24 protein-coding genes and 1 pseudogene are annotated in these 25,585 nt (G+C 59.6%); 4 read left to right on the forward strand and 21 right to left on the reverse strand.

What is annotated here, in order from left to right; translation table 11 throughout:
* Positions 1–4: 4 nt before the first annotated feature.
* The 12 genes from BN1129_RS00240 to rlmD form a co-directional block, all read right to left on the reverse strand.
* Complete coding sequence (locus tag BN1129_RS00240) at positions 5–586, reverse strand: YqaA family protein (protein WP_042033756.1); 582 nt, start codon at positions 584–586, stop codon at positions 5–7.
* Positions 583–1,200 carry a protein-L-isoaspartate(D-aspartate) O-methyltransferase gene (locus tag BN1129_RS00245; protein ID WP_042033757.1) on the reverse strand — a complete coding sequence of 206 codons (618 nt, stop codon included), beginning with the start codon at positions 1,198–1,200 and terminating at the stop codon, positions 583–585. The genes BN1129_RS00240 and BN1129_RS00245 overlap by 4 nt, the downstream gene beginning before the upstream one ends.
* A 4-nt stretch (positions 1,201–1,204) precedes the next feature.
* A complete protein-coding gene (gene surE / locus BN1129_RS00250; RefSeq protein ID WP_042033758.1) occupies positions 1,205–1,966 on the reverse strand; it encodes a 5'/3'-nucleotidase SurE in 762 nt (253 codons plus the stop codon).
* Complete coding sequence (truD, locus tag BN1129_RS00255; protein WP_042033759.1) at positions 1,947–3,005, reverse strand: tRNA pseudouridine(13) synthase TruD; 1,059 nt, start codon at positions 3,003–3,005, stop codon at positions 1,947–1,949. The genes surE and truD overlap by 20 nt, the downstream gene beginning before the upstream one ends.
* Positions 3,005–3,481, reverse strand: coding sequence for a 2-C-methyl-D-erythritol 2,4-cyclodiphosphate synthase (ispF, locus tag BN1129_RS00260; protein ID WP_042033760.1), 477 nt, complete (start codon positions 3,479–3,481; stop codon positions 3,005–3,007). The genes truD and ispF overlap by 1 nt, the downstream gene beginning before the upstream one ends.
* A 132-nt stretch (positions 3,482–3,613) precedes the next feature.
* On the reverse strand, positions 3,614–4,300 hold the full coding sequence (gene ispD, locus BN1129_RS00265) for a 2-C-methyl-D-erythritol 4-phosphate cytidylyltransferase (RefSeq protein WP_042033761.1): 687 nt from the start codon (positions 4,298–4,300) through the stop codon (positions 3,614–3,616).
* Positions 4,293–4,610, reverse strand: coding sequence for a cell division protein FtsB (gene ftsB, locus BN1129_RS00270; protein WP_042033762.1), 318 nt, complete (start codon positions 4,608–4,610; stop codon positions 4,293–4,295). Before ftsB ends, ispD begins: the two co-directional genes overlap by 8 nt.
* 179 nt (positions 4,611–4,789) lie before the next feature.
* Positions 4,790–6,091: a phosphopyruvate hydratase gene (gene eno, locus BN1129_RS00275; RefSeq protein ID WP_042033763.1), complete on the reverse strand. Its 1,302-nt coding sequence runs from the start codon at positions 6,089–6,091 to the stop codon at positions 4,790–4,792.
* Between the two features lie 89 nt (positions 6,092–6,180).
* Entirely contained in the window at positions 6,181–7,818 is a 1,638-nt protein-coding gene (gene pyrG, locus BN1129_RS00280; RefSeq protein WP_042033764.1) for a glutamine hydrolyzing CTP synthase, read from the reverse strand.
* Between the two features lie 140 nt (positions 7,819–7,958).
* Positions 7,959–8,756, reverse strand: a complete 798-nt coding sequence (gene mazG / locus BN1129_RS00285) for a nucleoside triphosphate pyrophosphohydrolase (protein ID WP_042033765.1) — start codon at positions 8,754–8,756, stop codon at positions 7,959–7,961.
* Between the two features lie 84 nt (positions 8,757–8,840).
* Complete coding sequence (relA, locus tag BN1129_RS00290) at positions 8,841–11,051, reverse strand: GTP diphosphokinase (RefSeq protein WP_042033766.1); 2,211 nt, start codon at positions 11,049–11,051, stop codon at positions 8,841–8,843.
* Between the two features lie 304 nt (positions 11,052–11,355).
* Positions 11,356–12,678, reverse strand: a complete 1,323-nt coding sequence (gene rlmD / locus BN1129_RS00295; RefSeq protein ID WP_042033767.1) for a 23S rRNA (uracil(1939)-C(5))-methyltransferase RlmD — start codon at positions 12,676–12,678, stop codon at positions 11,356–11,358.
* Between the two features lie 153 nt (positions 12,679–12,831).
* On the opposite strand from rlmD, the gene barA reads away from it, so the two are divergent.
* The 4 genes and pseudogenes from barA to kbaY form a co-directional block, all read left to right on the forward strand.
* On the forward strand, positions 12,832–15,543 hold the full coding sequence (barA, locus tag BN1129_RS00300) for a two-component sensor histidine kinase BarA (RefSeq protein WP_042033768.1): 2,712 nt from the start codon (positions 12,832–12,834) through the stop codon (positions 15,541–15,543).
* Positions 15,544–15,674: 131 nt separating this feature from the next.
* A complete protein-coding gene (locus BN1129_RS00305) occupies positions 15,675–16,154 on the forward strand; it encodes a YehS family protein (protein ID WP_042033769.1) in 480 nt (159 codons plus the stop codon).
* A 99-nt stretch (positions 16,155–16,253) separates the two neighbouring features.
* The gene (locus tag BN1129_RS00310; RefSeq protein ID WP_042033770.1) at positions 16,254–17,084 is read left to right on the forward strand and encodes an N-acetylmuramoyl-L-alanine amidase; all 831 of its coding nucleotides are present in this window, start codon (positions 16,254–16,256) and stop codon (positions 17,082–17,084) included.
* 25 nt (positions 17,085–17,109) lie between these two features.
* Positions 17,110–17,235, forward strand: a pseudogene (gene kbaY, locus BN1129_RS24425) (tagatose-bisphosphate aldolase subunit KbaY); the annotation flags it as partial.
* Between the two features lie 126 nt (positions 17,236–17,361).
* On the opposite strand, the gene pdxJ reads toward kbaY, so the two are convergent.
* The 9 genes from pdxJ to BN1129_RS00355 all read right to left on the reverse strand — a co-directional run bounded on the left by pdxJ (position 17,362) and on the right by BN1129_RS00355 (position 25,569).
* Positions 17,362–18,099, reverse strand: a complete 738-nt coding sequence (gene pdxJ / locus BN1129_RS00315; RefSeq protein WP_042033771.1) for a pyridoxine 5'-phosphate synthase — start codon at positions 18,097–18,099, stop codon at positions 17,362–17,364.
* 140 nt (positions 18,100–18,239) lie between these two features.
* Positions 18,240–18,947 carry a DNA repair protein RecO gene (recO, locus tag BN1129_RS00320; protein ID WP_042033772.1) on the reverse strand — a complete coding sequence of 236 codons (708 nt, stop codon included), beginning with the start codon at positions 18,945–18,947 and terminating at the stop codon, positions 18,240–18,242.
* Positions 18,948–19,847, reverse strand: coding sequence for a GTPase Era (era, locus tag BN1129_RS00325; RefSeq protein ID WP_042033774.1), 900 nt, complete (start codon positions 19,845–19,847; stop codon positions 18,948–18,950).
* Positions 19,848–19,908: 61 nt separating this feature from the next.
* On the reverse strand, positions 19,909–20,580 hold the full coding sequence (gene rnc / locus BN1129_RS00330) for a ribonuclease III (RefSeq protein WP_042033775.1): 672 nt from the start codon (positions 20,578–20,580) through the stop codon (positions 19,909–19,911).
* Positions 20,581–21,504 carry a signal peptidase I gene (lepB, locus tag BN1129_RS00335; protein ID WP_042033776.1) on the reverse strand — a complete coding sequence of 308 codons (924 nt, stop codon included), beginning with the start codon at positions 21,502–21,504 and terminating at the stop codon, positions 20,581–20,583. It lies immediately after the preceding gene.
* Between the two features lie 3 nt (positions 21,505–21,507).
* A complete protein-coding gene (gene lepA / locus BN1129_RS00340; protein ID WP_042033777.1) occupies positions 21,508–23,301 on the reverse strand; it encodes a translation elongation factor 4 in 1,794 nt (597 codons plus the stop codon).
* 117 nt (positions 23,302–23,418) lie between these two features.
* On the reverse strand, positions 23,419–23,880 hold the full coding sequence (locus BN1129_RS00345) for a SoxR reducing system RseC family protein (RefSeq protein ID WP_042033778.1): 462 nt from the start codon (positions 23,878–23,880) through the stop codon (positions 23,419–23,421).
* Positions 23,881–23,973: 93 nt separating this feature from the next.
* Positions 23,974–24,954, reverse strand: a complete 981-nt coding sequence (locus tag BN1129_RS00350) for a MucB/RseB C-terminal domain-containing protein (RefSeq protein WP_042033779.1) — start codon at positions 24,952–24,954, stop codon at positions 23,974–23,976.
* A 21-nt stretch (positions 24,955–24,975) separates the two neighbouring features.
* Complete coding sequence (locus tag BN1129_RS00355; RefSeq protein WP_042033780.1) at positions 24,976–25,569, reverse strand: RseA family anti-sigma factor; 594 nt, start codon at positions 25,567–25,569, stop codon at positions 24,976–24,978.
* Positions 25,570–25,585: the final 16 nt, after the last annotated feature.

Below are 25,585 nucleotides of genomic sequence, written 5' to 3' on the forward strand. Positions count from 1 at the left end.
ATCCTTAACGACTAAACCAGAAATAGGCCACAACGGCCAAACAAATACAGAGCCAGCCCAGCACATCCACATAGTGCATCAGCTTGCGCTCCATCTTCTCACCGCCCCAGCGCATCAGGCCAGCGACCAAAAAGAAGCGCATGCCACGACCGATCAACGAGGTCACGATGAAGGGCAATAGCGCCATTTGCAACAGGCCTGCCGTGACGGTAAACACCTTGTAGGGGATCGGCGTGAAGCTGGCAATAAAAATCACCCAGATGCCCCACTGCTCGAACCACTGCCGGGCCAGGCTAATCTTCTCTTCATATCCCACCGAGGTAACCAGCGGCTGCACCACGGGCTCCCACAGGGCATAACCGAGTGCATAGCCAAACAGCGCCCCCAATACGGAGAAGATCGTCGCCAGTGCGGCGTAGTGCCACGCCTTGTGCGGCCTGGCCAGCGCCATGGGCGCCAGCATCACGTCCACCGGGATCGGCCAGAACACCGACTCGGCAAAGGCGGTGATCGCCAGATAATAAGGGGCATACTTGTGGCGGGCCCACTGCATCACCAGCACGTACAAACGAGAAAACAAGGTCACTCAACATCTCCGTCGATCAGGGGAACAAACCTTACCGGCTCCAGGATCTTGCTGGTCAGCTGGGAGCCGGATCGCTCGATCAGCTGCAACATCTGCTGGCTGTCCCCCACCGGCAGTACCAGACGGCCGCCATCGGCCAGTTGATCGGTCAGGGCGGTGGGCACTTCGCTGGCCGCCGCCGTCACCAGGATCGCATCAAACGGCCCCTTGTTGGGCCAGCCCAGCCAGCCGTTGCCGTGCTTGGCGGAAACATTGTGCAGATCGAGCTGCCGCAACCGGCGTCTGGCCTGAAACTGCAGCGACTTGATCCGCTCCACTGTGTAGACATGCTCCACCAGATGCGCCAACACCGCCGTCTGATAACCGGAACCAGTACCAATCTCCAGCACATGGGCAGGAGCATTCTGGATCAGCAACTCGGTCATCCGCGCCACCATATAAGGCTGGGAGATGGTTTGACCGTGGCCGATGGGCAACGCCGTGTTGTCCCAAGCCTTGTGGGCCATGGCTTCATCCACAAACATCTGGCGCGGCACTTTCGCAATCGCCGCGAGTACGCGGAAATCACGAATGTCCTGCGCGATCAGCTGGTTTAACAGGCGCTGTACTATCACACCTTCATCCCTGCAGGTCTAACCAAGCCCCCAGACCCGCCAGACTGCTGTAAGCAGTCATATCGATGGTCAGGGGGGTGATCGAGACGTAGCCCTGCTCGATGGCGGCAAAATCCGTGCCTTCTCCTGCATCCTGCTGACTGCCGGGGGGGCCGATCCAGTAGATGGGCTGACCACGGGGATCCTCGGTACGGATCACCGACTCCGCCCGATGACGGTTGCCAAGACGAGTCACCCTGATCCCCTTGATCTGCTCGAGGGGCAAGTCCGGCACGTTGACGTTGAGGATCTGATCGGCGGGCAGCGGGTGCACCATCATGCCTTTCACCAGTAGGGCCGCATAGTGGGCCGCGCTGGCGAAGTGGGTCTTGCCTACCAGCGAGATGGCCAGCGAGGGAAAGCCGAGGTGACGCCCTTCGGTAGCCGCCGCGACCGTGCCCGAGTAGATGACATCATCCCCCAGGTTGGCACCGTGGTTGATGCCAGCCACCACCATGTCGGGTTCAGGGCGCACCAGTTCGTTGACCGCCAGATGCACGCAGTCAGTCGGCGTTCCCTTCACCGCATAGCTCTCGATCCCATTAAAGCCGGTTTCGCTGAGACGAGTAACCCGCAGCGGCACCTCCAGCGTCAGGGAGTGACTCGCGCCGCTGCGGTTGCGATCCGGCGCGACAACGATGACCTCACCGCAGGCCGTCAACGCATCGCTGAGGGCTAGGATCCCCTCGGCATGCACCCCATCGTCATTACTGACCAGAATTCGCATCGGACTGATTCCTGAAACCATGATCGGCCTCTTCGGCCTGCATTAATTCGCGTACCACACTGGTGGCAAAGGCGCCGGCCGGCAGGAAGAACGACAGGGTCAACGCCTCGTCGTCCAGCTGCCAGCTCATCTGTTCCGGCTTGAGCAGGAGCGGACGACGGTCCTGATCCAGGCCAGCCTTCTCCAGGCCGTCGCACCAGTCGCGGTAAGGCACTAGCACGGCCTGCTCGAACTCGGCGGCCGCCCCCTGGCTCGCCAGCCGGCCACGACCCCACTGGGGGGCGGTCAGCTGCACATCACCGGAGGCGAGACGGGCCTCGAGCTCAGGGGTCAGCAGCTCTTCGCTGAAGATGGAGTGGCTGCCCTTGAGCATCACGCAATCACCGGCCAGCAGCTGGTGAGCCAGCCCCTGTTCGATGCGGGCGCTGACAATGGCATTGAACAGCATGCTGCGGGCGGCAGAGAGGTAGAGGGAGCGCTTGTTGCGATCATGGATCCGCTTGCCGGCAAACATCGCCTTGGCCGCTTCCAGGTTGTTGCCACCACGGCCAAAACGCTGCTCACCGTAATAGTTCGGCACCCCCTGGCTGGCGATAGCCTGTAGGCGTGACGCCAGTCCCTCGGCCTGTTCCAGCCCGGTCAGACGCAGGGTGAAGTGGTTGCCCTTGAGGTAACCAACCCGCAATTTGCGGTTATGGCGCCTGGCTTGCAAGATCTGGATGCTATCGCTCTGGATGACCGAGAGGTCCGGCTCGCTCTTGCCCGGCAGGTGAATGCCAAACCACTGCTCGGTCACGGCGTGGCGATCCTTGAGGCCAGCCCAGGTCACTGCGTTGCGATTGACCCCGGCCGCATCGGCCAGCAGGCCCGCCACCCAGGCGGTGTTTTCGCCGGTTTTACGCACCCGAACGAAAATGTGTTCACCCTCGCCACAGGGCTCAAAGCCAAGATCCTCAACCACCACGAAATCACTGGCCTCGGCCTTGAGAATGCCACGGGCGGTGGGCGCCCCGTGCAGATAACTGAGTTGTTCCAACATTATTGTTTCACCAGTAAGACGACGGCTTCGGTGGCGATCCCTTCCTTGCGCCCCGTAAACCCGAGTTGTTCTGTGGTAGTCGCCTTGACATTCACACGGTGCAAATCACACATCAGGTCGGCGGCCAGCACGGCGCACATGGCGTCGATATGGGGTGCCATCTTGGGGGCCTGGGCTATGATGGTCACGTCCAGATTGCCGATGACATAGCCTGCCTTTTTTACTCGGGCAAATACGTCCCGTAGCAGGATCCGGCTGTCGATCCCCTTGAATTGCGCGGCGGTATCGGGAAAGTGGCGGCCTATATCACCGGCACCGATGGCGCCCAGCAGGGCATCGCTCACCGCGTGCAGCACCACATCGCCGTCGGAGTGGGCCAGCAGGCCCTGTTCGTACGGCACAGCGACGCCACCCAGCATGCAGGGGCCCAGCCCACCAAATTTGTGTACATCAAAACCATGACCAATGCGCATCATCAGCGGCAACCTCCCAACATGCTGAAACCAACCCCATCAATTTTGTGTACGTCCACACCATGTCCAATCCGGATCATGCTAACTCCTTGTTCGGGCCTGTTTGTTCGAGACAGTCTGTCCTGACTGAGGAGCTTATGCCTGCTGGCTTAAAAACAGCCCCGCCAGGGACAGATCCTCCGGCCGGGTCACCTTGATATTGTCGGCACGCCCTTCCACCATGCGCACGGTGAAACCGGCACGCTCCATGGCAGAGGCCTCGTCGGTCATGATGGCCCCCAAGGCCAGCCCCTCCTCCAGCGCCCGCAACAGGGTACGGCTAGGGAACATCTGCGGCGTCAGGGCATGCCAGAGCTGCTCGCGATCGACGGTGCCGAGTATGTTGCCCATGGAGTCTGAACGCTTCATGGTGTCGCGCACCCGGCTACCCAGAATGGCGCCACCACACGGGATGGCGGTGGCGATGAGCCGGTCAAGGTCGCCGTGGGTCAGACAGGGACGGGCGGCATCGTGCACCAGCACCCACTCCCCCTCTGCCAAGTGCAGCGCATTGAGAACGGAAAAGGCGCGCTCGGCGCCCCCCTCTACCCGCAGGACACGCGGGTCTGTCGCAATGGGCAGGGCATCAAACCAGCGATCGTGAGGAGCCAGCGCCACTATCACCTGGGTGATGGCCGGGTGAGACAGCAGGGCGCCGAGGGTATGCTCGAGAATGGTCTGTCCCGCCAGTTGCAGATACTGTTTCGGACAATCGGCGCCCATCCGGCTGCCAATCCCGGCGGCGGGGACTATGGCGGTCAGCCCGGTCTGGCGATCAGTCATCGTAGGCTGCATCTCCCGAGCTGGAGCCCTTGTCCTTATCCTTGGGGATGATCCGGTAGAAGGTCTCGCTCTGCTTGATGTAGCCAAGATCGTTGCGCGACAGCTCCTCTATGGCTTCAAGACCCGAGGTCAGATCGTCAATCTCGCGATAAATCAGGTCGTTGCGGTCCTTGAGTACCAGATTGTCCTGCTGCTGCCGGGAGATGGCGTCGGACAATTCGTGATAATCGGACAGGCCATTCTTCCCCAGCCAGAGGTCATATTGAAGCCCTCCCAACAGGAAGAGCAGGATAAGAGTGAGTAGCCGCATGCACTGAGTCTCCTTCAAGCGGCCTAGTTTCCCATATTCGCAGGCAAGACAAAAGGAAGCCTGTGTCCCGGATGGGCAGGGCCGGAATAAAAAATGCAGAAACGGCGCCCGACGATGACGGAAACGAAAAAGCCCCGCCATATAGGCGGGGCTTTGAGCAGATTAAGGGCGGGCTGAAATTAAGCCTGGCCTTTCACTTCTTTCAGACCGTTGAACGGAGCTTTGGCACCCAGAGCTTCTTCGATACGGATCAGCTGGTTGTACTTGGCAACACGGTCAGAACGGCTCATGGAACCGGTCTTGATCTGGCCTGCAGCGGTACCAACAGCCAGGTCGGCGATGGTCGCGTCTTCGGTCTCACCGGAACGGTGGGAGATGACGGCAGTGTAGCCAGCGTCTTTGGCCATCTTGATGGCAGCCAGCGTTTCGGTCAGGGAACCGATCTGGTTGAACTTGATCAGGATGGAGTTGGCGATGCCGTTGTCGATGCCGCGCTTCAGGATCTTGGTGTTGGTTACGAACAGGTCGTCACCCACGATCTGGATTTTCTTACCCAGCTCTTTGGTCTGGTAAGCGAAACCGTCCCAGTCAGATTCGTCCAGGCCATCTTCGATGGAGACGATCGGGAACTTGGTGGTCAGGTCAGCCAGGTAGTCGGAGAACTCGTTGGAGGTGAAGATACGACCTTCGCCCTTCAGGTTGTACTCTTTCTTCTCGGCATCGTAGAACTCGGAAGCAGCGCAGTCCATGGCCAGGGTGATGTCTTTACCCAGTACATAGCCAGCAGCGGCAACGGCTTCAGCGATCACTTCCAGCGCTTCGGCGTTGGATTTCAGGTTGGGAGCGAAACCACCTTCATCACCCACAGCAGTGTTGTAGCCCTTGGACTTCAGCACTTTGGCCAGGTTGTGGAACACTTCGGCACCCATGCGAACGGCTTCTTTCAGAGTCTTGGCGCCAACCGGCTGGATCATGAACTCCTGGATGTCGACGTTGTTGTCGGCGTGCTCACCACCGTTGATGATGTTCATCATCGGCAGCGGCATGGAGTAAACACCGGCGGTGCCGTTCAGCTCGGCGATGTGAGCGTACAGCGGCAGGCCTTTGGCAGCGGCGGCGGCTTTGGCGTTGGCCAGGGAAACAGCCAGGATGGCGTTAGCGCCAAACTTGGATTTGTTCTCGGTGCCGTCGAGGTCGATCATGATCTGGTCGATAGCGGCCTGGTCCTTGGCATCTTTACCCAGCAGAGCTTGAGCGATCGGGCCGTTGACGGCGGCGAGGGCTTTCAGAACGCCTTTACCCAGGAAACGGCTCTTGTCGCCGTCACGCAGTTCCAGCGCTTCGCGGGAACCGGTGGACGCGCCAGACGGCGCGGCTGCCATACCAACAAAACCACCTTCCAGGTGAACTTCGGCCTCAACGGTCGGGTTACCACGGGAGTCGATGATTTCACGACCGATCACTTTAACGATCTTGGACATGTGTATTTCCTCAGGTTTCGTAAAAAAACAACAAAAATATGCCAAAAAAAGCGGCTGTGGCACAGAGCCTCAACCGCATTTATTTTAAATTACTTCAGATTACGCTTCTGATACTCGCCTGCCGCCTTCACAAAACCGGCGAACAGGGCGTGGCCATCACGGGGAGTCGAGGTGAACTCCGGGTGGAACTGCGCCGCCACGAACCAGGGGTGATCCGGGATCTCGATGATTTCCACCAGTTTCTTGTCGGCGGAGAGACCGGTCACTTTCAGACCTGCCGCTTCAATCTGCGGCAGCAGCTTGTTGTTCACTTCGTAACGATGACGGTGGCGCTCGTAAATGGTCGGGCTGCCGTACATCTGACGCACCTTGGAATCGTCGACCAGGTGGCAGAGCTGGGAGCCCAGACGCATGGTGCCGCCCAGATCGGACTTCTCGGTACGAGTCTCGACGTTGCCTTCGTCATCCACCCACTCGGTGATGAGACCGACGACCGGATAGGCGCAATCTTTCTTGAACTCGGAGGAGTGAGCCCCTGTCATGCCCGCCACGTTGCGTGCAAATTCGATCATGGCCACCTGCATGCCGAGGCAGATACCCAGATAAGGGATCTTGTTCTCACGGGCATACTGGGCAGCCTGGATCTTGCCTTCCACGCCGCGCTCACCGAAGCCACCCGGTACCAGGATCGCATCCAGGCCTTCCAGCAGCTCGGCGCCACGGGTCTCGATGTCCTGGGAGTCGATGTACTTGATGGTGACGGAGAGACGGGTCTTGAGACCACCGTGCTTGAGCGCCTCGTTGACCGACTTGTAGGCATCCGGCAGGGAGACATACTTGCCGACCATACCGATAGTCACTTCCGCAGTCGGGTTGGCCTCTTCGAAGACCACTTGTTCCCACTCGGACAGGTCGGCTTCCTTGCACTCCAGACCGAAACGCTCGGTGAAGTAGGAGTCCAGATTCTGGGACTTGAGCAGAGCCGGGATCTTGTAGATGGAGTCGACGTCTTTCATGGAGATGACGGCGCGCTCGGGCACGTTGCAGAACAGGGCAATCTTGGCACGCTCATTGGCCGGGATGGCACGGTCGGAGCGGCAGATCAGCACATCCGGCTGGATACCGATAGAGAGCAGCTCTTTCACGGAATGCTGGGTCGGCTTGGTCTTCACTTCACCGGCAGCGGCCAGGTAAGGCACCAGGGTCAGGTGCATGAACATGGCGCTGTTGCGACCCACTTCGGCAGCCAGCTGACGAATGGCCTCAAGGAACGGCAGGGACTCGATGTCGCCCACGGTACCGCCCACTTCGACGATCGCAACCTGATGGCCTTCGGCACCGGCAATCACCCGCTCCTTGATGGCGTTGGTGATGTGCGGGATGACCTGAATGGTGGCACCCAGATAGTCGCCACGGCGCTCTTTGCGCAGCACGTCGGCGTAGATGCGACCAGTGGTAAAGTTGTTGCGGCGAGTCATCTTGGTGCGGATGAAACGCTCATAGTGGCCCAGATCCAGATCGGTTTCGGCCCCGTCCTCGGTTACGAATACTTCACCGTGCTGGGTCGGGCTCATGGTGCCCGGATCCACGTTGATATAGGGGTCCAGTTTCATGATGGTCACATCCAGACCACGGGCTTCCAGAATGGCTGCCAGAGAAGCTGCGGCAATGCCTTTGCCGAGGGATGAAACAACGCCACCAGTTACAAAAATATATTTTGTCGTCATGCTGAACCTGAAAGAAGTTTAGGGAATTTAAGGGGTGCTTCGGGGATGAAGCAGGACGGGGAAACAGTATACCAAAACCCCCTCTCCCAAACAATGAACAAAAATCTATCAGGCTCCCCGCCCCCTCATCTTGCGCCAAATCAACTTTGTTCGGTTTCCTTGGCCTTGTCCCAGGCTGCATCCAGCTTTTCCAGTGAACAATCGGTCATTTTCAGCCCTTCCGCGGCGATAAACTGCTCAACCAGACGAAAGCGACGTTCGAACTTGGTATTGGCACCCCGCAGCACCTGCTCCGGATCCTTGCCAAGATGACGTACCAGGTTGACGGTAGCAAACAACAGATCGCCGAGCTCATCGCTCACCCGCGCTTCGTCCACATCGGCCATCAGCGCCTCTTCCATTACCTCGTCGATCTCTTCGTGGATCTTGTCTACCACAGGTCCCAGCGTCTTCCAGTCGAAACCAACCGTGGCACAGCGCTTCTGGATCTTGGCCGAACGGGTAAGGGCTGGCAGCGAGAGCGGTATGTCATCCAGCACACTCTGCTGATCCAGCGCAGCCCGCTCTTTGGCCTTTTCGGCCTCCCAGTTCACCTTCACCGCCTGCTCGTCACCGAGATCTGCATCGGAAAACACATGGGGGTGGCGGCGAATGAGCTTTTCGCTCACCGCATCCACGATATCGGCGAAATCGAACAGCCCCTGCTCCTTGCCCAGCTGGGCGTAAAACACCACCTGGAACAGCAAATCGCCGAGTTCCCCCTTCAATCCCTGCCAATCACTGGTTTCGATGGCATCGGCGACCTCATAGGCCTCTTCCAGGGTGTGCGGCACTATGGTCTGAAAGCTCTGCTTGAGATCCCAGGGGCAACCCCGTTGCGGGTCACGCAGGCGAGACATGATATCGAGCAGTTGGGGCAGGTCGTAACGTGGGGACATGGGATATTCGCTTTTTGATTCGTACCACAGGGGGAAAACAGTGACCGACCTAGCGGTCGGTCACGGGTTGGTTCTTGATGACAATCAGAGGCGCTTGGCGCTGATCACGTCATTGAGCTGGCTGAGCTTAGCCAACGCCCGGTTGAAGGCGTTGATGTTGTAGATCTCCAGCTCCATGTCGATCTCGGCAGTCTGCTCGCGCACGTTGGAGCGCGAACGCACTCCCATTACGTTTATCTTCTCGTTGGCCAGCACTGTGGTGATGTCTCGCAGCAGACCCGAGCGATCGTTGGAGAGAATACGGATGGTGAGGCCATAACCACCGGAGTAATTCTCCCCCCATACCGCATCGATCAACCGCTCCGGGTTACGACGAGAGAGCTCCTTGAGCTGCTCGCAATCATCCCTGTGGATAGACACCCCGCGCCCCATGGTGATGAACCCCTGAATGGTGTCACCGGGGATAGGCTGGCAGCAGCGGGCGATATGGGTCATCAGATTGCCGACCCCTTCCACGACTATGTGATCCTTGGGCTTGGGCCGGAACGGGGTATTGGCCTTCTGCTCCAGTTTTTCCAGCACACGGCGATCTTCTTCCTCCGCCGTCAGCTTGTTGTAACGGGTGTCCAGATAGTTGAGCAACTGGTTGATGCGGATATCGCCGCTGCCGATACCGGCCAGCAGGTCTTCCAGCTCCTCGGCGTGGAAACGCTCAAGAACCACCTTGTCCACCTTGGAGAGGGTCAGGTTATGCCTGTCCAGCTCCTTCTCCAGCAGTTCCTTGCCGGCGGCTATGTTTTTGTCCCGATCCAGCTTTCTGAACCAGGTGGCCACCTTGGCCCGCGCCCGGCTGGAGCGCAGGAAACCCGAGTTGGGGTTCATCCAGTCGCGGCTCGGGTTCGGCTCCTTCTGGGTGATCACCTCCACCTGGTCGCCGGTCTGCAGCGCATAGGTGAACGGCACTATGCGCCCATCAATCTTGGCGCCGATGCAGCGGTGGCCGATCATGCTGTGCACGTGATAGGCAAAATCGAGCGGGGTGGCCCCCGCCGGCAGATCGATGACATCCCCTTTCGGGGTAAACACATAGACCCTGTCTTCGAACACCTGACTGCGCAGATCCTCGAGCAGGGAACCGCTTTCGGAGAGATCCTCCTGCCAGGCGAGCAGCTTGCGCAGCCACTCGATCTTGTCTTCAAAGTTGTTGGCTTTGTTGGCGGCCTGAGCCCCTTCCTTGTAACGCCAGTGAGCAGCCACGCCAAGCTCGGCATCCTGATGCATCTGGTCGGTACGGATCTGGATCTCCACCGTCTTGCCCTCGGGCCCCACCACGACAGTGTGGATGGACTGGTAACCATTGGGTTTCGGGTTGGCAACATAATCGTCAAACTCGCGGGGAATATGGTGGAAGTGGGTATGGACTATGCCGAGCGCCGCGTAGCAATCCTGCAGCCGCTTGGTCACCACCCGCACCGCACGCACGTCGAACAACTCGTTGAATTCGAGGTGCTTCTTCTGCATCTTGCGCCAGATGCTGTAGATATGTTTCGGGCGGCCATACACTTCCGCCTCCACCCCGGCCTCTTTGAGCCCGTCGCGCAGGGACTGCACGAACTCGCGGATGTAGCGCTCCCGATCGAGGCGCTTCTCGTCGAGCTGTTTGGCAATCTGCTTGTAGGTATCCGGGTGCAGGTAACGGAAGGCGAGATCTTCCAGCTCCCATTTGAGCTGACCAATGCCGAGCCGGTTGGCAAGCGGCGCATAGATGTTGGTGATCTCCTGGGCCATCAGCACCCGGGTCTCTTCATCCGCCTTCTTGGCTTCCCGCAGACAGGCGATACGCTCCGCCAGCTTGATGACCACGGCGCGCACATCCTCGACCATGGCGAGCAGCATGCGCCGCACGTTGTCGACCTGCTCCGGCGAAGTCTCGCTGCGGTGCAAGGTCTGCAGGGAGCGGATGGCCTCCATCTCCAGCACCCCTTCCACCAGCTTGGCGATCTTGGGGCCGAAGTCTTCGTCCATCCGCTCCTGGCTGATGAGGCCGGCTTCGACGAAGGGGTAGATGATGGCAGCCTTGAGAGTGCCGAGATCCATGCTGAGCATCAGCAGAATGCCCGCCATCTCGACACCACGCACCAGCAGACGGTTGGTGAGCGCCTCGTCACCAAGCGTCAGACAATACTGATAGACGGTTCGCAACTGATCCTTGTCACTGTCACTCAGGGTGAGCGAGCTGACCCACTCTTCCAGGGTGAAGTTGTCTTTCAAATGAATATCGCGAACCGCAACCATGGTATCAATCCTTTAAATTATTGGGCCGAAAGCTGCCGCTTCCTCCCCCTCACCTGATGAGACTGCCTCAGATGGGGATATCTGGAGAACTTTTCAAGGCATATTGTCAATAAAGACAATAGAGTTCTCCAACAGGCCCAGCCGATTTACGAGGGGCTAGATTACCCCAATCACTCAGGCTCCAACAGCCTAACGGACTCCGGATATACCGGATTAAAAGAACATATCCGCCCCCCAACACGTCAGACCAAGGGGTAGGATGACTGAGTTCCTTCACACTTGGTTAGGCCGTGAATGACCTCGTTTACTCCCGCTCAAACAGGGCCATGGACTCCAGGTGACCCGTGTGGGGGAACATGTCGAGCATCCCCAGACGCACCAGTCGGTAGCCCCCTTTCACCAGCACCCGACTGTCACGGGCCAGGGTGACCGGGTTACAGGAAACGTAGACCACTCGCTTGGGTGAAAGTTTCACGACGTGACCCATCACCTCCAGCGCACCGGGGCGGGCTGGATCCAGCAATACCAGATCGAACCCTTCCCGTGCCCAGGACATGCCGACTATGTCACCGCTCAAGTCCGCCTTGTAGAAACGGGCGTTGTCGATGCCGTTGCGACGGGCGTTCTCCTCGGCGCGGGCCACCATGGCCAGATCCCCTTCCACTCCCACTACTTCGCGGGCCTGACGGGCCAGTGGCAGGGTGAAGTTGCCGATGCCGCAGAACAGATCCAGCACCTTGTCATCCTTGCTTGCCCCGAGCCATGCCAACGCTTGGGTCACCATGCGCTGGTTGATGGGGCCATTGACCTGAATGAAGTCACCGGGAGCAAATGCAAGAGACAGGCCATCAAGTGAGTAGGATGGCTGGAATACGTGGTGCAACGGCTCGATGCGTTCATCGGCAGCCTGCAGATAGAGGTCTATCCCCTGTGCCTTCGCAAACGCCACCAGCAGGGCGAGATCCGCCTCGTTGGGGCGACCCGTATGGCGCAGCAGCATCATGATCCCCTGCTCGGCCTGAATGAGTTCGGCATGGCCCAGCTCACGCTGGCTCTTGAGGCGATTGAGACACTCGCGCAGCGGCGCTATGAGCGCAGAGAGCGGCTCGGCCAGCACGGGACACCCCTCAATCTCCACCAGATCATTGGATTGGCGACGACGAAAACCGACCCGGGTGCAGCGGCCATTCTTGTCAAACTTGATGGCCAGCCGGCAGACCCGGCGGTAGGCACGAGACTCCCCTGTCAACACTGGCTCCAGCGCTGGCGCCTTGATCTGCCCCAATCGCTCGAACAGGCTGACCAGCCCGGCCTCTTTGGTGGCCTGCTGATCAGCCTCGCCAAGATGCTGGGCATTGCAACCGCCACACTCGCGGTAGTGGCCGCAGAAGGGGGCGATGCGATTGGCCGCCGGGGTCACCACCTGTTGCAACGCGGCATGGGCATACTGCTTCTTGTCTTCGAGGATGCGGGCCTTGACCTGCTCACCGGGCAGCCCCCCTTCGATGAAGATCGCCTTGCCCTGATGACGGCCGATACCGACGCAGTGGTGATCCAGGCTGTCTACCGTAAATTCAATACGTTGGGGCTGGGTGGATTTCTTTTGGGGTTTGAAAAACTGGGCCATAAAACTTGGTGCCTATAGGTGGCTATGTCATGATTGTGGAATCTGCAGCAGGCTATTGTCCCACAAGAATAATAGTATGACCAAATCCGGCCTGCGGGCCCGCCCACTGTCGTGTACCCTCTTGCCCACCCTGCTCATCGGGGGATCATTCCCATGACCAAGTACGGCCTTCGAGCCCGTGTGCTGGCCTTTACCATATTGCCGACCCTGATCATTGGCGGCCTGATGGCCGGTTATTTTACCTTCCATCGCTACCAACAGCTGGAAAACAACCTGATCGATCAGGGCATCAACATCATAGAGCCGCTGGCCATTGCCAGTGAATACGGCATGACCCAACACAGCCGGGAATCGCTCAAGCGGCTGATTGGCCTGACCCACCGCAAAAACTCACCGTTCATCAAGTCCATCGCCGTCTTCACCCAGGACAACCAGCTGTTTGTGACGTCCAACTATCACAGGGACTTCACCCGACTGCGGCTGCCCGATGGCAGCAAGATCCCCGAGCTGACCAGCGTCACCCTGTACGGTGACGACATCATATTGCGCACCCCGATCCAGGCCGAAACCAGCATGGATGGCTTCCCGCTGCCCAGCGATGTGGAACCGCCCATGATCGGCTACATCTCCATGCAGATGACCACCGACAGGGCCATGATACTGCAGTATCGCGATACCTTCTTTGCGGTGATCGTGGTGCTCATCGGGGTCGCCTTCAGCACCCTGTTTGGCTTTAGGCTGGTCAAGAGCGTGACCCAGCCCATCACCGACATGGTGCAGGCGGTGCACAAGATCAGGGAGGGGCGGCTCGACACCCGGGTCAGCGGCCAGCTCACCGGCGAGCTGGACATGCTGAAAAACGGCATCAACGCCATGGCCAAGGCGCTCTCGGAATATCACGAGGAGATGCAGCAGAACATCGATCAGGCGACCTCGGATCTGCGGGAGACACTTGAACAAATAGAGATCCAGAACGTCGAGCTCGACATGGCGAAGAAACGGGCGCAGGAGGCGGCGCGGGTCAAGTCCGAGTTCCTGGCCAACATGTCCCACGAGCTGCGTACCCCGCTCAACGGCGTCATCGGCTTCACCCGCCAGCTGCTCAAGACGCCGCTGACCCCGAGCCAGACCGACTACATGCAGACCATAGAAAAGTCGGCCCGCAACCTGCTCGGCATCATCAACGACATTCTCGACTTCTCCAAACTGGAGGCGGGTAAGCTGCAGCTGGAACATATCCCGTTCAGCCTGCGCGACACCCTCAACGAGACCATGCACCTGCTCGGTCCCAGCGCCCACGACAAACAACTCGAACTCTCCCTGCAGGTGGATGCCGAGGTGCCGGACTACCTCACCGGCGACCCCATGCGCCTGCAGCAGGTGCTGACCAACCTCACCGGCAACGCCATCAAGTTCACCGAGCGCGGCAACGTGGACGTGCGCATCGAGCAGACCGGGTCCAGCAACGGTAACAAGGTGCGGCTCAACGTGCTGATCCGCGATACCGGCATCGGTATCTCGGAAGAGCAGCAACGCCAGCTGTTTCAGGCCTTCAACCAGGCCGACTCCTCCATCTCGCGTCGCTATGGCGGCACTGGCCTGGGTCTGGTCATCACCCAGAAGCTGGTGCAGCAGATGGGGGGGCAGATCCGTTTCGAATCCGAGTTTGGCAAAGGCTCCGTCTTCTCCTTCAGCCTGGACATCGACGTCTCTCCCCTGCCCCAGACCGACAAGCTGCCGCTGGATCGTATCCAGGGCAAACGGGTCTGGCTGCTGGAGCCGGACCCCTTCAGCCACTCCTCCCTCTGCGCCCTGCTGGCGGAGTGGCAGCTGGATGTGCAGTCGCTCGCCATCGACACCATCTGGCCCGAAATGAGCAACCAGGACATGGTGATCATCGGCAGCAGCACACTGCACACCCCGCAGCAAGTGATCGCCCGCCTCGACGGGCTGGACGGCCAGCAGAACACCATAGTGCTGCTCAGCAGCCACGAGCCCTCACTCTATGACGCCATGCTGGCCCATGGCGCCCAGCACTGCCTCTCCAAACCCACGAACCACCGCAAGCTGCTGCACGCCCTGCTCTCCCCTGAGCCAGCCAAGAGCGCGCCGCTGCCTGCCCCCACCCCGCGCAGCGTGCAGGCGATCAAGGTGCTGGCGGTGGACGACAATGCGGCCAACCTCAAGCTGATCGCCGCCATGCTCAAGGAGATGGTGAGCCAGGTGGTGGTCTGCAAGAATGGCAAGGAGGCTGTCAGACTGGCCCAGAGCCAGCCATTCGATATCATCTTCATGGATATACAGATGCCGATCATGGATGGCATCAGCGCCACCCAGGCGATCCGCAGCCAGTCCCTCAATACTGAGACGCCGATCGTGGCGGTGACCGCCCACGCCATTCCCGGCGAGCGGGAGAGGTTGATCAGGCAAGGGATGGATGACTATCTGGCCAAGCCCATCGACGAGAGCATGCTGGCCCAGCTCATCACCGACTTCGCCCATCGTCGCCACCAGAACCACGCGGACCAGCAGATAGACTGGTCCCTGGCGGTGCGCCAGGCCGCTGGCAAGCCGGATCTCGCCAAAGAGATGCTGACCATGCTGATGGCCAGTTTCGACGAGGTGGATCCCGTGCTGGAGGCGGCCCTTACCGGTCAGGTGGAGGATGCCGAGGTGCTGGCCCAGCTGCATCGCCTCAACGGTGGCTGCGCCTATTCCGGGGTACCTGGTCTGCAACGGCTGCTCTCCCAGCTGGAGCAGCAGCTACGCGACGGGGTGCCGGTCAGCGAGCTGGAACCCGAATTGCTGGAATTGCAGGATGCGATGGAGCAGGTGCGCCAGGAGGCGCCAGACTACCTCGCCTGAATGAGCGGGATTCAGGGCGGCTCGCCATTGGCAGCAACCCCTAGCCCCCTTCTCCTGCCAGGGCCAACCCCGCTTTTTCTGACGCGGGGCGCGCCAGATGATAAAGTTGCGCCGTTTCTACAGGAGTCAACATGACCAACAACGATATTCTGCGCCGTCTGCGCTACGCCCTCACCATCAGTAACGATCAGATGGTCGAGATGTTTGCCAAAGGCAACCTGACGGTCACTCACGCCCAGCTGCACAGCTGGCTGATGAAAGAAGCGGCTGAAGGGGAAGAGCAAGAAGCAGGCTATGTCGCCTGTCCCGATGCGGCCCTGAGCCAATTCCTCGACGGCTTCATCATAGCGCGCCGCGGTGTGCGGGAAGATGCCCCAGCCCAGGTGATCCCGAACCGGATCAACAACAACATGATACTGCGCAAGCTGCGCATCGGCCTCAACTACAAGGAAGAGGACATGCTCGGCACCCTCAAGCTCGCCGACTTCAACCTCTCCAAGTCCGAACTGAGTGCCCTATTCCGCGCCAAGGATCACAAGCACTACCAGGATTGCGGGGATCAGATCCTGCGCAACTTCCTCATCGGCCTCACCGCCAAGTACCGCGCCTGAGTCATGGGCCAGCGTATCCGCTCACTGTCAGCCCGCCTCTCGCTGGCCAGTGAGCGACGCTGGCCGTCGTGCCTTCTCAAGCCGAACCCGAACAGGGCCATGTGGCTGCAGCTATGGTCACTCTGCCTCATACTGCTGCTGAGCGCCTGCCAGCCTGCCCCCTATCAGCTCTCTTCCCGTTATCCCAGCGCCAGCCAGAATGAACGCATCGCCTTCCTGATCCTGCACTACACGGATGAGGACGACGCCCACTCCCTGCGCCTGCTGACCGAGGCGGCCCATCAGGTGAGCGCCCACTACCTGATCCCCCGCGACACGGATCAGACGCCGCTGCCCGTCTACCAGCTGGTGCCCGACAGCCAGCGCGCCTGGCATGCGGGTCGCAGTCGCTGGCACCAGTATGCGGGGCTCAACGCCAGCTCCCTCGGCATCGAAATCGTCAACCTGGGCTATCCGCCGGAAGATGAGCTGCTACCCGCCCACCTGCGGCGCTGGCAGCCTTACACCCAGGCGCAGATCGCCGCCATCGGCGCCCTGACTCAGAAGCTGGTGCAACGCTACCGGATACCGCCAACCCAGGTGCTGGCCCACAGCGATGTTGCCCCCGAGCGCAAGCAGGATCCCGGCCCCCACTTCCCCTGGCGCGAGCTCGCCCTGCACTACGGGGTCGGCGCCTGGCCCGACGAGGCCAGAGTCACGGCCCTGCGCCAACAGCAGGCCCCCGCCTGGGATGCCCTCACCTGGCAGCAGCAACTCGCCCGTTACGGCTATGGGGTCGCCCCAAGCGGCGCCTGGGATGAACAGAGCCGCGCCGCCCTGCGCGCCTTCCAGCTCCATTTCCGTCCCGCCCTGGTCAGCGGCGAGCCCGACGAGCATAGCCAGGCCATCCTCACCGCCCTGCTGGAACGTTACTTCCCCGAGCCTGACTGAGCGCATCTGCTGACAATGAACGAGGGATGCCATGCAGGCCTGCCTCGCTGCCCACCCGGATGCCAGCGATCAGCACCAGTATCTGGTGCCCGCTATGGAGGAAGTGCTCGCCGCCAAGATCCGCATATGCATGAGCGGCGGCAGACTCTGATCATCACGGGGTGACGCGCACGTCTGGCTGACACCTCCCCCTGCACCTGTTCCGCTTTGCAATCAAAAGGGACGCCATGGCGTCCCTGTTTGTTCGTCTCTCGCTGTGTGCAACACCGCCGGGCGGTCAGATCCCCTGACGGGCTTCCTGCATCAGCAGGCGCATGTCGCTCACCGCCTTGCTCAGGCCGTCGAAGGCGGCACGGCCTATGATGGCGTGGCCGATGTTGAGCTCATAGAGCTCGGGGATAGCGGCGATGGCCTTGACGTTATGGTAGTGCAGACCGTGACCGGCATTGACCTTCAAGCCTTTGCCAGCAGCATAGGAGGCGCCGGCGGCAATGCGCTTGAACTCGGCGTTGCGCTCGGCATCCGTGGTGGCATCGGCGTAACGGCCGGTGTGGATCTCGATGAAGGGAGCGCCACTGTCGGCGGCCGCGTCGATCTGGTGCGGGTCGGCATCGATGAACAGCGACACCTGGGCGCCGACGGCCGAGAGGCGCGTCACCGCATCCATTATTTTGTCGAGCTGACCGGCCACGTCCAGACCACCCTCTGTGGTTACCTCGGTACGCTTCTCCGGCACCAGGCAGACGAAGTGCGGCTTGATGCGACAGGCGATGCCGATCATCTCCTCGGTCACCGCCATCTCCAGGTTCATCCTGGTCTGTATGGTCTGGCGCAACACCTCAACATCACGGTCCGTGATGTGGCGACGGTCTTCCCGCAGGTGGACAGTAATGCCATCGGCACCGGCCTGCTCGGCCACGAAGGCGGCCTGCACCGGATCCGGATACTGGGTGCCACGGGCATTACGCAGGGTGGCGATATGATCGATGTTCACACCCAGATAGATTTCGCTCATTGATGACTCCTTGAAACACTTCATCTGTTGACTGCGCGGCTACCGCGCGAATATCCGTATATCAGCCCGTAGGTTCGATTAGCGCAGCGTAATCGGACGTAGGTAACATTCTTACCGTGTCGGGTAACGCCGCAGAGCGGTTAACCCAAGCTATTGCGGCGTTTTAAAAACAGCTCCCGGCTCTTTAACTGACGCTTACCCAGATAGGGTTGCAGCGCCAGTCGGCTGAAACGTTTGGCCGCCTGCAGCAAGGGAGGGGTATCGAAACGTCCCTCGGCGAAGGCCAGCAGGTGGGCACCGAGGAACAGGGTACGGGGATCCGGCGCCCGCTCGCAAGCGACAAAGCCCAATTCGCGCTCGAAGCCGTAGAGCAGCTCGGGCTGGATCGCGGACTCGTCGTCGGCGGCGTATTCGAAGTCCACCGCATAGCCAAGCGCCTGCAACAGCAGGAACTCGAAGCGGCGCAGCGGCAACTCAGGCGTCTCGCCATCCGCCAGCGCCATCAGGGCACGGGCATAGGCGTCAAACACCTCGGGAAAGGGGGTATGGGCTTCCAGCAGGTAGTAGACCAGCTCATTGAGGTAGAGGCCGTAGAAGAGACGATCGCCACCGAGTCGCAATGAGTGATCCGGACATTCGACTTGGGCGAGGTTCTTGAGATCCCCCTTACCACGCCAGCTGATGGTGAGCAGGGAAAAAGGTTGAAGCAGCCCCTTCAGAGGGGAGCGTGGCCCGCGAGAACCGCGAGCCACCAGGGTAAATCGGCCACTATCCTGGGTAAACACCTCGACCAGCTGACTGGTCTCCCGATAGGGCCGACTGTGGATGACGAAGGCTGGACTCAGCAATCAGTCATCGCCATAGCCGAGACTGCGCAGGGCGCGCTCGTCATCGGCCCAGCCCGCCTTGACCTTGACCCACAGCTCAAGGAACACCTTGTTCTGGAACAGGCGTTCCATGTCGATGCGTGCCTCTGTGCCTATGGTCTTGATCTTCTCACCCTTGTTGCCGATGACCATCTTCTTCTGGCCATCACGCTCCACCAGGATCAGGGCATTGATGTGATAGATGCCGCTCTCTTCCACCTTGAAGCGCTCGATCTCCACGGTCACAGAGTAAGGCAGCTCCTCACCGGTGAAACGCATCAGCTTCTCGCGGATGATCTCGGAGGCCATGAAGCGGGAAGAGCGGTCGGTCACGTAATCTTCCGGGAAGAAGAAGTTGTTCTCCGGCAGCAGATCCTTGGACCACTCGCGGATCTTCTCCACGTTGGTGCCCTTCTCGGCGCTGATGGGCAGGATATGGGAGAACTTCATCTGCTGGCCCAGCCACTCCAGGTGGGGCAACAGGTCTTCCTTGTCCTTGACGTTGTCGATCTTGTTGACCGCCAGCACCACGGGACAAGGCAGATGGCGCAACTTGCCGAGCACCATCTCGTCATCCTTGGTCCAGTGGGTACCGTCGACCACGAACACCACCATGGCCACGTCCCCCAGCGAACTGGTGGCGGCGCGGTTCATCAGACGGTTGATAGCCCGCTTCTCTTCGATGTGCAGACCCGGGGTATCCACATAGATGGTCTGATGGTTCTCCTCGGTGTCGATCCCCAGGATCCGGTGACGGGTGGTCTGGGGTTTCTTCGAGGTAATGCTGACCTTCTGGCCGAGCAGCTTGTTGAGCAGGGTGGACTTGCCCACGTTGGGACGGCCCACGATGGCGACAAAGCCGCAATAAGTGGTATCTGTCATGACAGTTTTTCCAATGCCTGTTGTGTTGAAAGACCGCGTCTTCTTGGATCAGCAGTAGCTGTCACGACAATCTTTCCAATGCTTGCTGCGCCGCAGCCTGTTCTGCCTTGCGGCGACTGGTACCAACCCCGACCAGCGGACCATCCAGGCCTTCCACGTCGCACTGGACGGTGAACTCCTGGTTGTGGGCCTCGCCCTTGACGTTGGTCACTGTGTAGGTCGGCAGGGATTTACGGCTTCCCTGCAAAATTTCTTGCAAGCGGGTCTTGGGATCCTTCTGCTCTATGCCCGGGCGTATCTCGTCCAGACGGCTGGCATACCAGCTCAGCAGCAGCACCCGCACCCCCTCAAGATCAGTATCCAGATAGACGGCGCCAATCACCGCCTCGACCGTGTCGGCCAGAATGGATTCGCGACGGAAACCGCCGCTCTTGAGTTCGCCAGGCCCAAGGATCAAGTGATCCCCGAGGTCAAACTCCCGGCCCAGTTCGGCCAGGGTCTTCTCGCGCACCAGGGTGGCGCGCATCCGGCTGAGGTCCCCTTCCGCCGCTTGCGGGAAGCGGTGGAACAGAGCATCGGCAATCACCAGACTCAAAATAGAGTCTCCCAAAAATTCCAGTCGCTCATTGTGACGGGAACCGGCGCTACGGTGGGTCAGCGCCCGGGTCAACAGTTCCTGATCGTGAAAGACATGCCCGAGACGGGACTGCAGTCTGTTCATTTTGATATTCATTTACTTGATTCCGCCAATGCGGTTGAAGCGCACACCTGTCGGTACCCAACTTGGCAGCAGGGAGCCTTCTTCACGCTCGAATTCAAAACTTATCCAGATAGCGACCGCCTTGCCGACCAGATTCCTTTCGGGCACAAACCCCCAGAAACGGCTGTCGGTACTGTTGTCACGGTTATCACCCATCACGAAGTACTGACCTTCCGGCACGACCCACTCGTCGGGGTAAGTGCCGGGCTGGCGATAATAACGGTCGACCATATCGGGCATCAGCGGGTTGCGAAGAGTCCCGTGGGACACCTCACCCAGCTGCTCGGTATAGCGGTCAAGCGGGATCCCCATCTGGGTAAATTCACCCCTTTGTTCAAACTTGGCGTCGACCTTCTCAAAGCCCGGGCACGTTTTCCCTTCCTGCTCCTCGCACTTGGGCCGGATCATCAGCTCCTTGTTGCGATAGATGACCCTGTCACCCGGCATGCCGACCACTCGCTTGATGTAGTCCACCCGGGTATCCAGCGGATACTTGAACACCACCACATCGCCACGTTTGGGTTCGCCAGTCTCGAGGAACTTGGTGTTGGTCACCGGATCCCGCAGACCGTAGGCAAACTTCTGTACCAGGATGAAGTCGCCCACCAGCAGGGTGGGCATCATGGAGCCAGACGGGATCTGAAACGGTTCAAAGATGAACGAACGCAGAATGAGCACAAGTGTGATGACCGGGAAGACACCGGCGGTCTGTTCGATCCAGACCGGCACGGGGGCAACCTTGGCCAGGGTTTTCTCATCCAGATGGGCGCCGCCATGGGCACGGGCCATGGCAATCTTGGCGGCCCGCTGCTTGGACCAGATCATCTTGTCCAGACACCAGATAACACCGGTGATCGCGCAGACCACCACCAAGATCAGGGAAAACGTGCTTGCCATCGATTAATCCTTTCCTACATGGAGAATTGCGAGGAAAGCCTCCTGCGGCACGTCGACACGGCCCAGGGACTTCATCCGCTTCTTACCTTCTTTCTGCTTGTTCAGCAGCTTCTTCTTCCGACTTACGTCACCGCCGTAGCACTTGGCAGTCACGTCCTTGCGCAGCGCCTTGACCGTGCTGCGGGCGATGATCTGGTTGCCGATAGAAGCCTGAATGGCGATATCAAACATCTGGCGCGGGATCAGCTCACGCATCTTCTCCACCACCTGGCGACCGCGATACTGGGCGTTCTCCTTGTGGGTGATGATGGCCAGGGCATCGACGCGCTCACCGTTGATCATGATGTCCAGACGGACCATCTCGGAGGTTTCGAAACGCTTGAAACCATAATCCAGCGAGGCGTAACCACGGCTGGTGGATTTCAGGCGATCGAAGAAGTCGAGCACCACTTCCGCCATCGGGATTTCATACGTCAGTGCGACCTGGTTGCCGTGATAGACCATGTTGGTCTGCACGCCACGCTTCTCAATACAGAGGGTGATGACGTTGCCCATGTACTCCTGCGGCAACAGAATGTTGCACTCGGCGATAGGCTCACGCATCTCCTTGATGTTGTTGACCGGAGGCATGGCGGACGGGCTGTCAATATGGATGGTGTCGCCATTGTTCAGCTCAATCTCATAGACCACGGTCGGCGCAGTAGTAATGAGATCCAGATCGTATTCCCGCTCCAGACGCTCCTGAATGATCTCCATGTGCAGCATGCCGAGGAAGCCGCAACGGAAACCAAAACCCAACGCGGTGGAACTCTCAGGTTCAAAGAACAGGGAGGCATCGTTCAGAGACAGTTTGTCGAGGGCATCACGGAACGACTCGTAGTCATCGCTGGAGATGGGGAACAGACCCGCATACACCTGCGGCTTCACCTTCTTGAAACCCGCCAGCGCTTTTTCGGCGCCGTTCTTGGCTTGAGTCAGGGTATCGCCCACAGGGGCACCGTGGATGTCTTTGATGCCGCAGACAACCCAACCTACCTCGCCACAGCCCAAACCCTGAGTATCCACCTGCTTGGGCGTAAAGATACCGATACGATCGACACCCCACACCTGACCGGTGCTCATCACCTTGATCTTGTCGTTCTTCTTGAGGGAGCCGTTCTTGATCCGCACCAGAGAGACGACGCCCAGATAGGAGTCGAACCAGGAGTCGATGATCAGCGCCTGCAGCGGGGCATCCGGATCACCTTCCGGTGGCGGGATACGCGCTACGATCTCTTCCAGCACGAGATCAACACCCAGGCCAGTCTTGGCGGAGCAGCGCACCGCATCGATGGCGTCGATGCCGACGATGTCTTCGATCTCCTCGGCAACACGCTCGGGTTCTGCGGCCGGCAAATCAATCTTGTTCAGCACCGGCACCACTTCCAGCTCCATTTCCATGGCGGTGTAGCAGTTGGCCAGAGTCTGTGCCTCAACCCCCTGGCCGGCATCTACCACCAGCAGCGCCCCTTCACAGGCCGCCAATGAGCGGGAGACTTCGTAGGAGAAATCTACGTGGCCCGGGGTGTCGATAAAGTTCAGCTGGTAGGTGTTACCGTCTTGTGCCTGGTAGTTCAGGGTCACACTCTGTGCTTTGATGGTAATGCCGCGCTCGCGCTCCAGGTCCATGGAGTCAAGCACCTGAGCCTGCATCTCGCGGGAGGACAGGCCACCGCAAGTCTGGATCAGACGGTCCGACAGGGTCGATTTACCGTGGTCGATGTGCGCAATAATCGAAAAGTTACGAATGTGTTTCATCGAGCAAGAATCACTCAAAATTAGGTTAGGCCGAATATGGAGGCAGGATTTTACTGGATAACCAGGTCGACGGCCAATCTTTAGTCGACGGAGCACCAGAAATACAGGCCTGCATGGTCAGGAGAGGTTGCGGGTATGGAGTACCACACCCAGCATGCGAGGGCCATATGCCCCCTGATCGAGTCGCGTGGAAAAGTAACGAACCAGTGAAAATCCGATGAGACCACCCAGCAAGCAGCTGAGGATGGTGATCCCCTCCCCCCCCGCCAACAAGGGTGCCAACCAGAGCTGGCCAAGCAGAGCGCCAGCCAGCAGACAGAACAGCGGCAATACATAAACCAAGGCGGCCCCCCGCAGGATACTCGCCTGGGGAATGCCGAGCCTCACTTGCTGGCCGACGCTCACCTCGGCGGTAAGGACAACCCGCAGCCGTTGCTGCTTCATCGGAAACGCCTTGGCAACCGTGCCGGTACCGCAGTTGGACTGTTGATGACAACCGCTGCAGGCGGAGCGCCGTTCGCACTCCACCCAAGCATATTGTCCATCAATGGCCACCACAGTCGCCAGCTCTTCGCTCATTTCACTCACAAGCCGTTTCCACAATAACAAGGGACAGATTGACCCAATCTGAACATGGCAGCCCTGCTTGAGCAAGCGGGAGTGCAAATACGACTACTGTACCGTCTCATTGCGGGCCAGAGGTTGCACCGACTCAGCGATGCGTTTCGCCGTTTCGGCCGGTACTTCGCCCACGACCGTGATCTCGACCCCCACGTCGTTGACGTAACTCACCAGCGAGGTCGCCCCCTGGCGGATCAGCTGCTGGCGCACCGCCTGCTTGGGATCGACCCTGGCCACATAGACCGAAAGATCCACCAGACCATCGGAGAGCATCATGTAATCTACCGGCAAGCTGGTGGTCACCAGCTGGTGCCTGTCCTGAGACAATACCTTGAAGCCATCCGGTAACCAGGTGAGATGCCAGTTCAGCGTCTGCTGCGGCGCCGGGTAGGCATCCTCCATCGCCAGCGCCTTGGGCAGTTTGCTGCCGGCCAGCTTCACCAGCCAGGGCGCAGGGGCACTCTGCCTGTCCAGAGCCACGCCCAGCACCTGCTCGACCAGGTTGCCTTCCCGATCCACCATGTCCACCCGCAGCAACAGCTGGCTCTGCTCATCGACCCAGAGCACGAAGCCATACTTGTCCGCCTCTTTGGGCACCAGCCTGACCACCTGCGCCACCAGACCGGCTACCCGGCTGCGGCCGGCCAGCACGGGATCATAGCTTTCCAGCACCCGGGGCAGCGGCATCTTCACCAGAGTGGCCCAAACACCAGGGAAGCGGGCGCCCTTGAGGGTGTAAGGTTCGTGGCTGTTTTCAAAGAAGGTGAACTCGTCCTGGCGCTGCAGGTACTCTATGGTCTTGCCGTCCAGATAGCTCAGGTGAGCCACCTCCTTGCCATCGATCACCCCATGACTGAAACGTATGGGTTCGAGGCGCCCCTGACGGGCTTTGACCATGGATAATTCGAAATTCTGTTGCGAGACGGCACTCTGCATCTGCTGCAACAAGGCCTCGGCCGACTTATCGTCGGCCGAGGCCTTGGCACATATCAGCAGGAGAGAGGCCAGCAAAATACGGCTGGACTGGCGCACGATCTGCTCCCTAAAAATGCGTTATTCCTGAATCTGCTTGTCTTGCAGCAGACGCTGTTGCAACTGATGGTCACGCAGGAAGGCATTGATGCGCTCACGCTGCTCCTGCATCTGTTGCTCACTCAACCCTTGCTGACGCGAGGTCGCCCGGTTGCTATCCTGGGGGTAGTGCACACTAACCGGCGAGGCACTGCCACCGACAGGAATAGTGTTGAGCACAGGATTGGTCGGCATGCCATCATGACCCTGATACTGCTGCACCCCGAAGATGACGGCGGCGGCGACCGAGGCGGCGATGGCATACTGCCCCACCTGCTGACCGACCCGACGAAACAGCGGAACCACTTTGGCAGCGGTGCGAACCTGCGATGCTGTTGGCTTGCTCTCCACCGGTTTGGGCGCCAATATGGTGGGCTCGTCTTCCAGTGCAGCCATGATGCTGTCACTGAAATCCAGCTGCAGATTGACCGGCAGGTCCCCCCGCATGGCATCACCGATCAAGTGGTAACGAGACCAGGTATCTTGCAACGCCGGATCCATTTCCAGCTCGCTCAGAACCTCAACATCACTCAAGTCACCATCCATCAGGGCCGAGAGTTGCTCTTTAGTTGCCATAAGTTAACCTGTCTTT

It is taken from the genome of Aeromonas popoffii, assembly GCF_000820025.1.
GTDB lineage: Bacteria > Pseudomonadota > Gammaproteobacteria > Enterobacterales > Aeromonadaceae > Aeromonas > Aeromonas popoffii.

Coding starts and splice junctions, on each gene's coding strand:
- surE (WP_042033758.1), bottom strand. CDS start 1,966: ATGCGAATTCTGGTCAGTAATGACGATGGGGTGCATGCCGAGGGGATC.
- truD (WP_042033759.1), bottom strand. CDS start 3,005: ATGTTGGAACAACTCAGTTATCTGCACGGGGCGCCCACCGCCCGTGGC.
- ispF (WP_042033760.1), bottom strand. CDS start 3,481: ATGATGCGCATTGGTCATGGTTTTGATGTACACAAATTTGGTGGGCTG.
- ispD (WP_042033761.1), bottom strand. CDS start 4,300: ATGACTGATCGCCAGACCGGGCTGACCGCCATAGTCCCCGCCGCCGGG.
- ftsB (WP_042033762.1), bottom strand. CDS start 4,610: ATGCGGCTACTCACTCTTATCCTGCTCTTCCTGTTGGGAGGGCTTCAA.
- eno (WP_042033763.1), bottom strand. CDS start 6,091: ATGTCCAAGATCGTTAAAGTGATCGGTCGTGAAATCATCGACTCCCGT.
- pyrG (WP_042033764.1), bottom strand. CDS start 7,818: ATGACGACAAAATATATTTTTGTAACTGGTGGCGTTGTTTCATCCCTC.
- mazG (WP_042033765.1), bottom strand. CDS start 8,756: ATGTCCCCACGTTACGACCTGCCCCAACTGCTCGATATCATGTCTCGC.
- relA (WP_042033766.1), bottom strand. CDS start 11,051: ATGGTTGCGGTTCGCGATATTCATTTGAAAGACAACTTCACCCTGGAA.
- rlmD (WP_042033767.1), bottom strand. CDS start 12,678: ATGGCCCAGTTTTTCAAACCCCAAAAGAAATCCACCCAGCCCCAACGT.
- barA (WP_042033768.1), top strand. CDS start 12,832: ATGACCAAGTACGGCCTTCGAGCCCGTGTGCTGGCCTTTACCATATTG.
- BN1129_RS00305 (WP_042033769.1), top strand. CDS start 15,675: ATGACCAACAACGATATTCTGCGCCGTCTGCGCTACGCCCTCACCATC.
- BN1129_RS00310 (WP_042033770.1), top strand. CDS start 16,254: ATGTGGCTGCAGCTATGGTCACTCTGCCTCATACTGCTGCTGAGCGCC.
- pdxJ (WP_042033771.1), bottom strand. CDS start 18,099: ATGAGCGAAATCTATCTGGGTGTGAACATCGATCATATCGCCACCCTG.
- era (WP_042033774.1), bottom strand. CDS start 19,847: ATGACAGATACCACTTATTGCGGCTTTGTCGCCATCGTGGGCCGTCCC.
- rnc (WP_042033775.1), bottom strand. CDS start 20,580: ATGAATATCAAAATGAACAGACTGCAGTCCCGTCTCGGGCATGTCTTT.
- lepB (WP_042033776.1), bottom strand. CDS start 21,504: ATGGCAAGCACGTTTTCCCTGATCTTGGTGGTGGTCTGCGCGATCACC.
- lepA (WP_042033777.1), bottom strand. CDS start 23,301: ATGAAACACATTCGTAACTTTTCGATTATTGCGCACATCGACCACGGT.
- BN1129_RS00345 (WP_042033778.1), bottom strand. CDS start 23,880: ATGAGCGAAGAGCTGGCGACTGTGGTGGCCATTGATGGACAATATGCT.
- BN1129_RS00355 (WP_042033780.1), bottom strand. CDS start 25,569: ATGGCAACTAAAGAGCAACTCTCGGCCCTGATGGATGGTGACTTGAGT.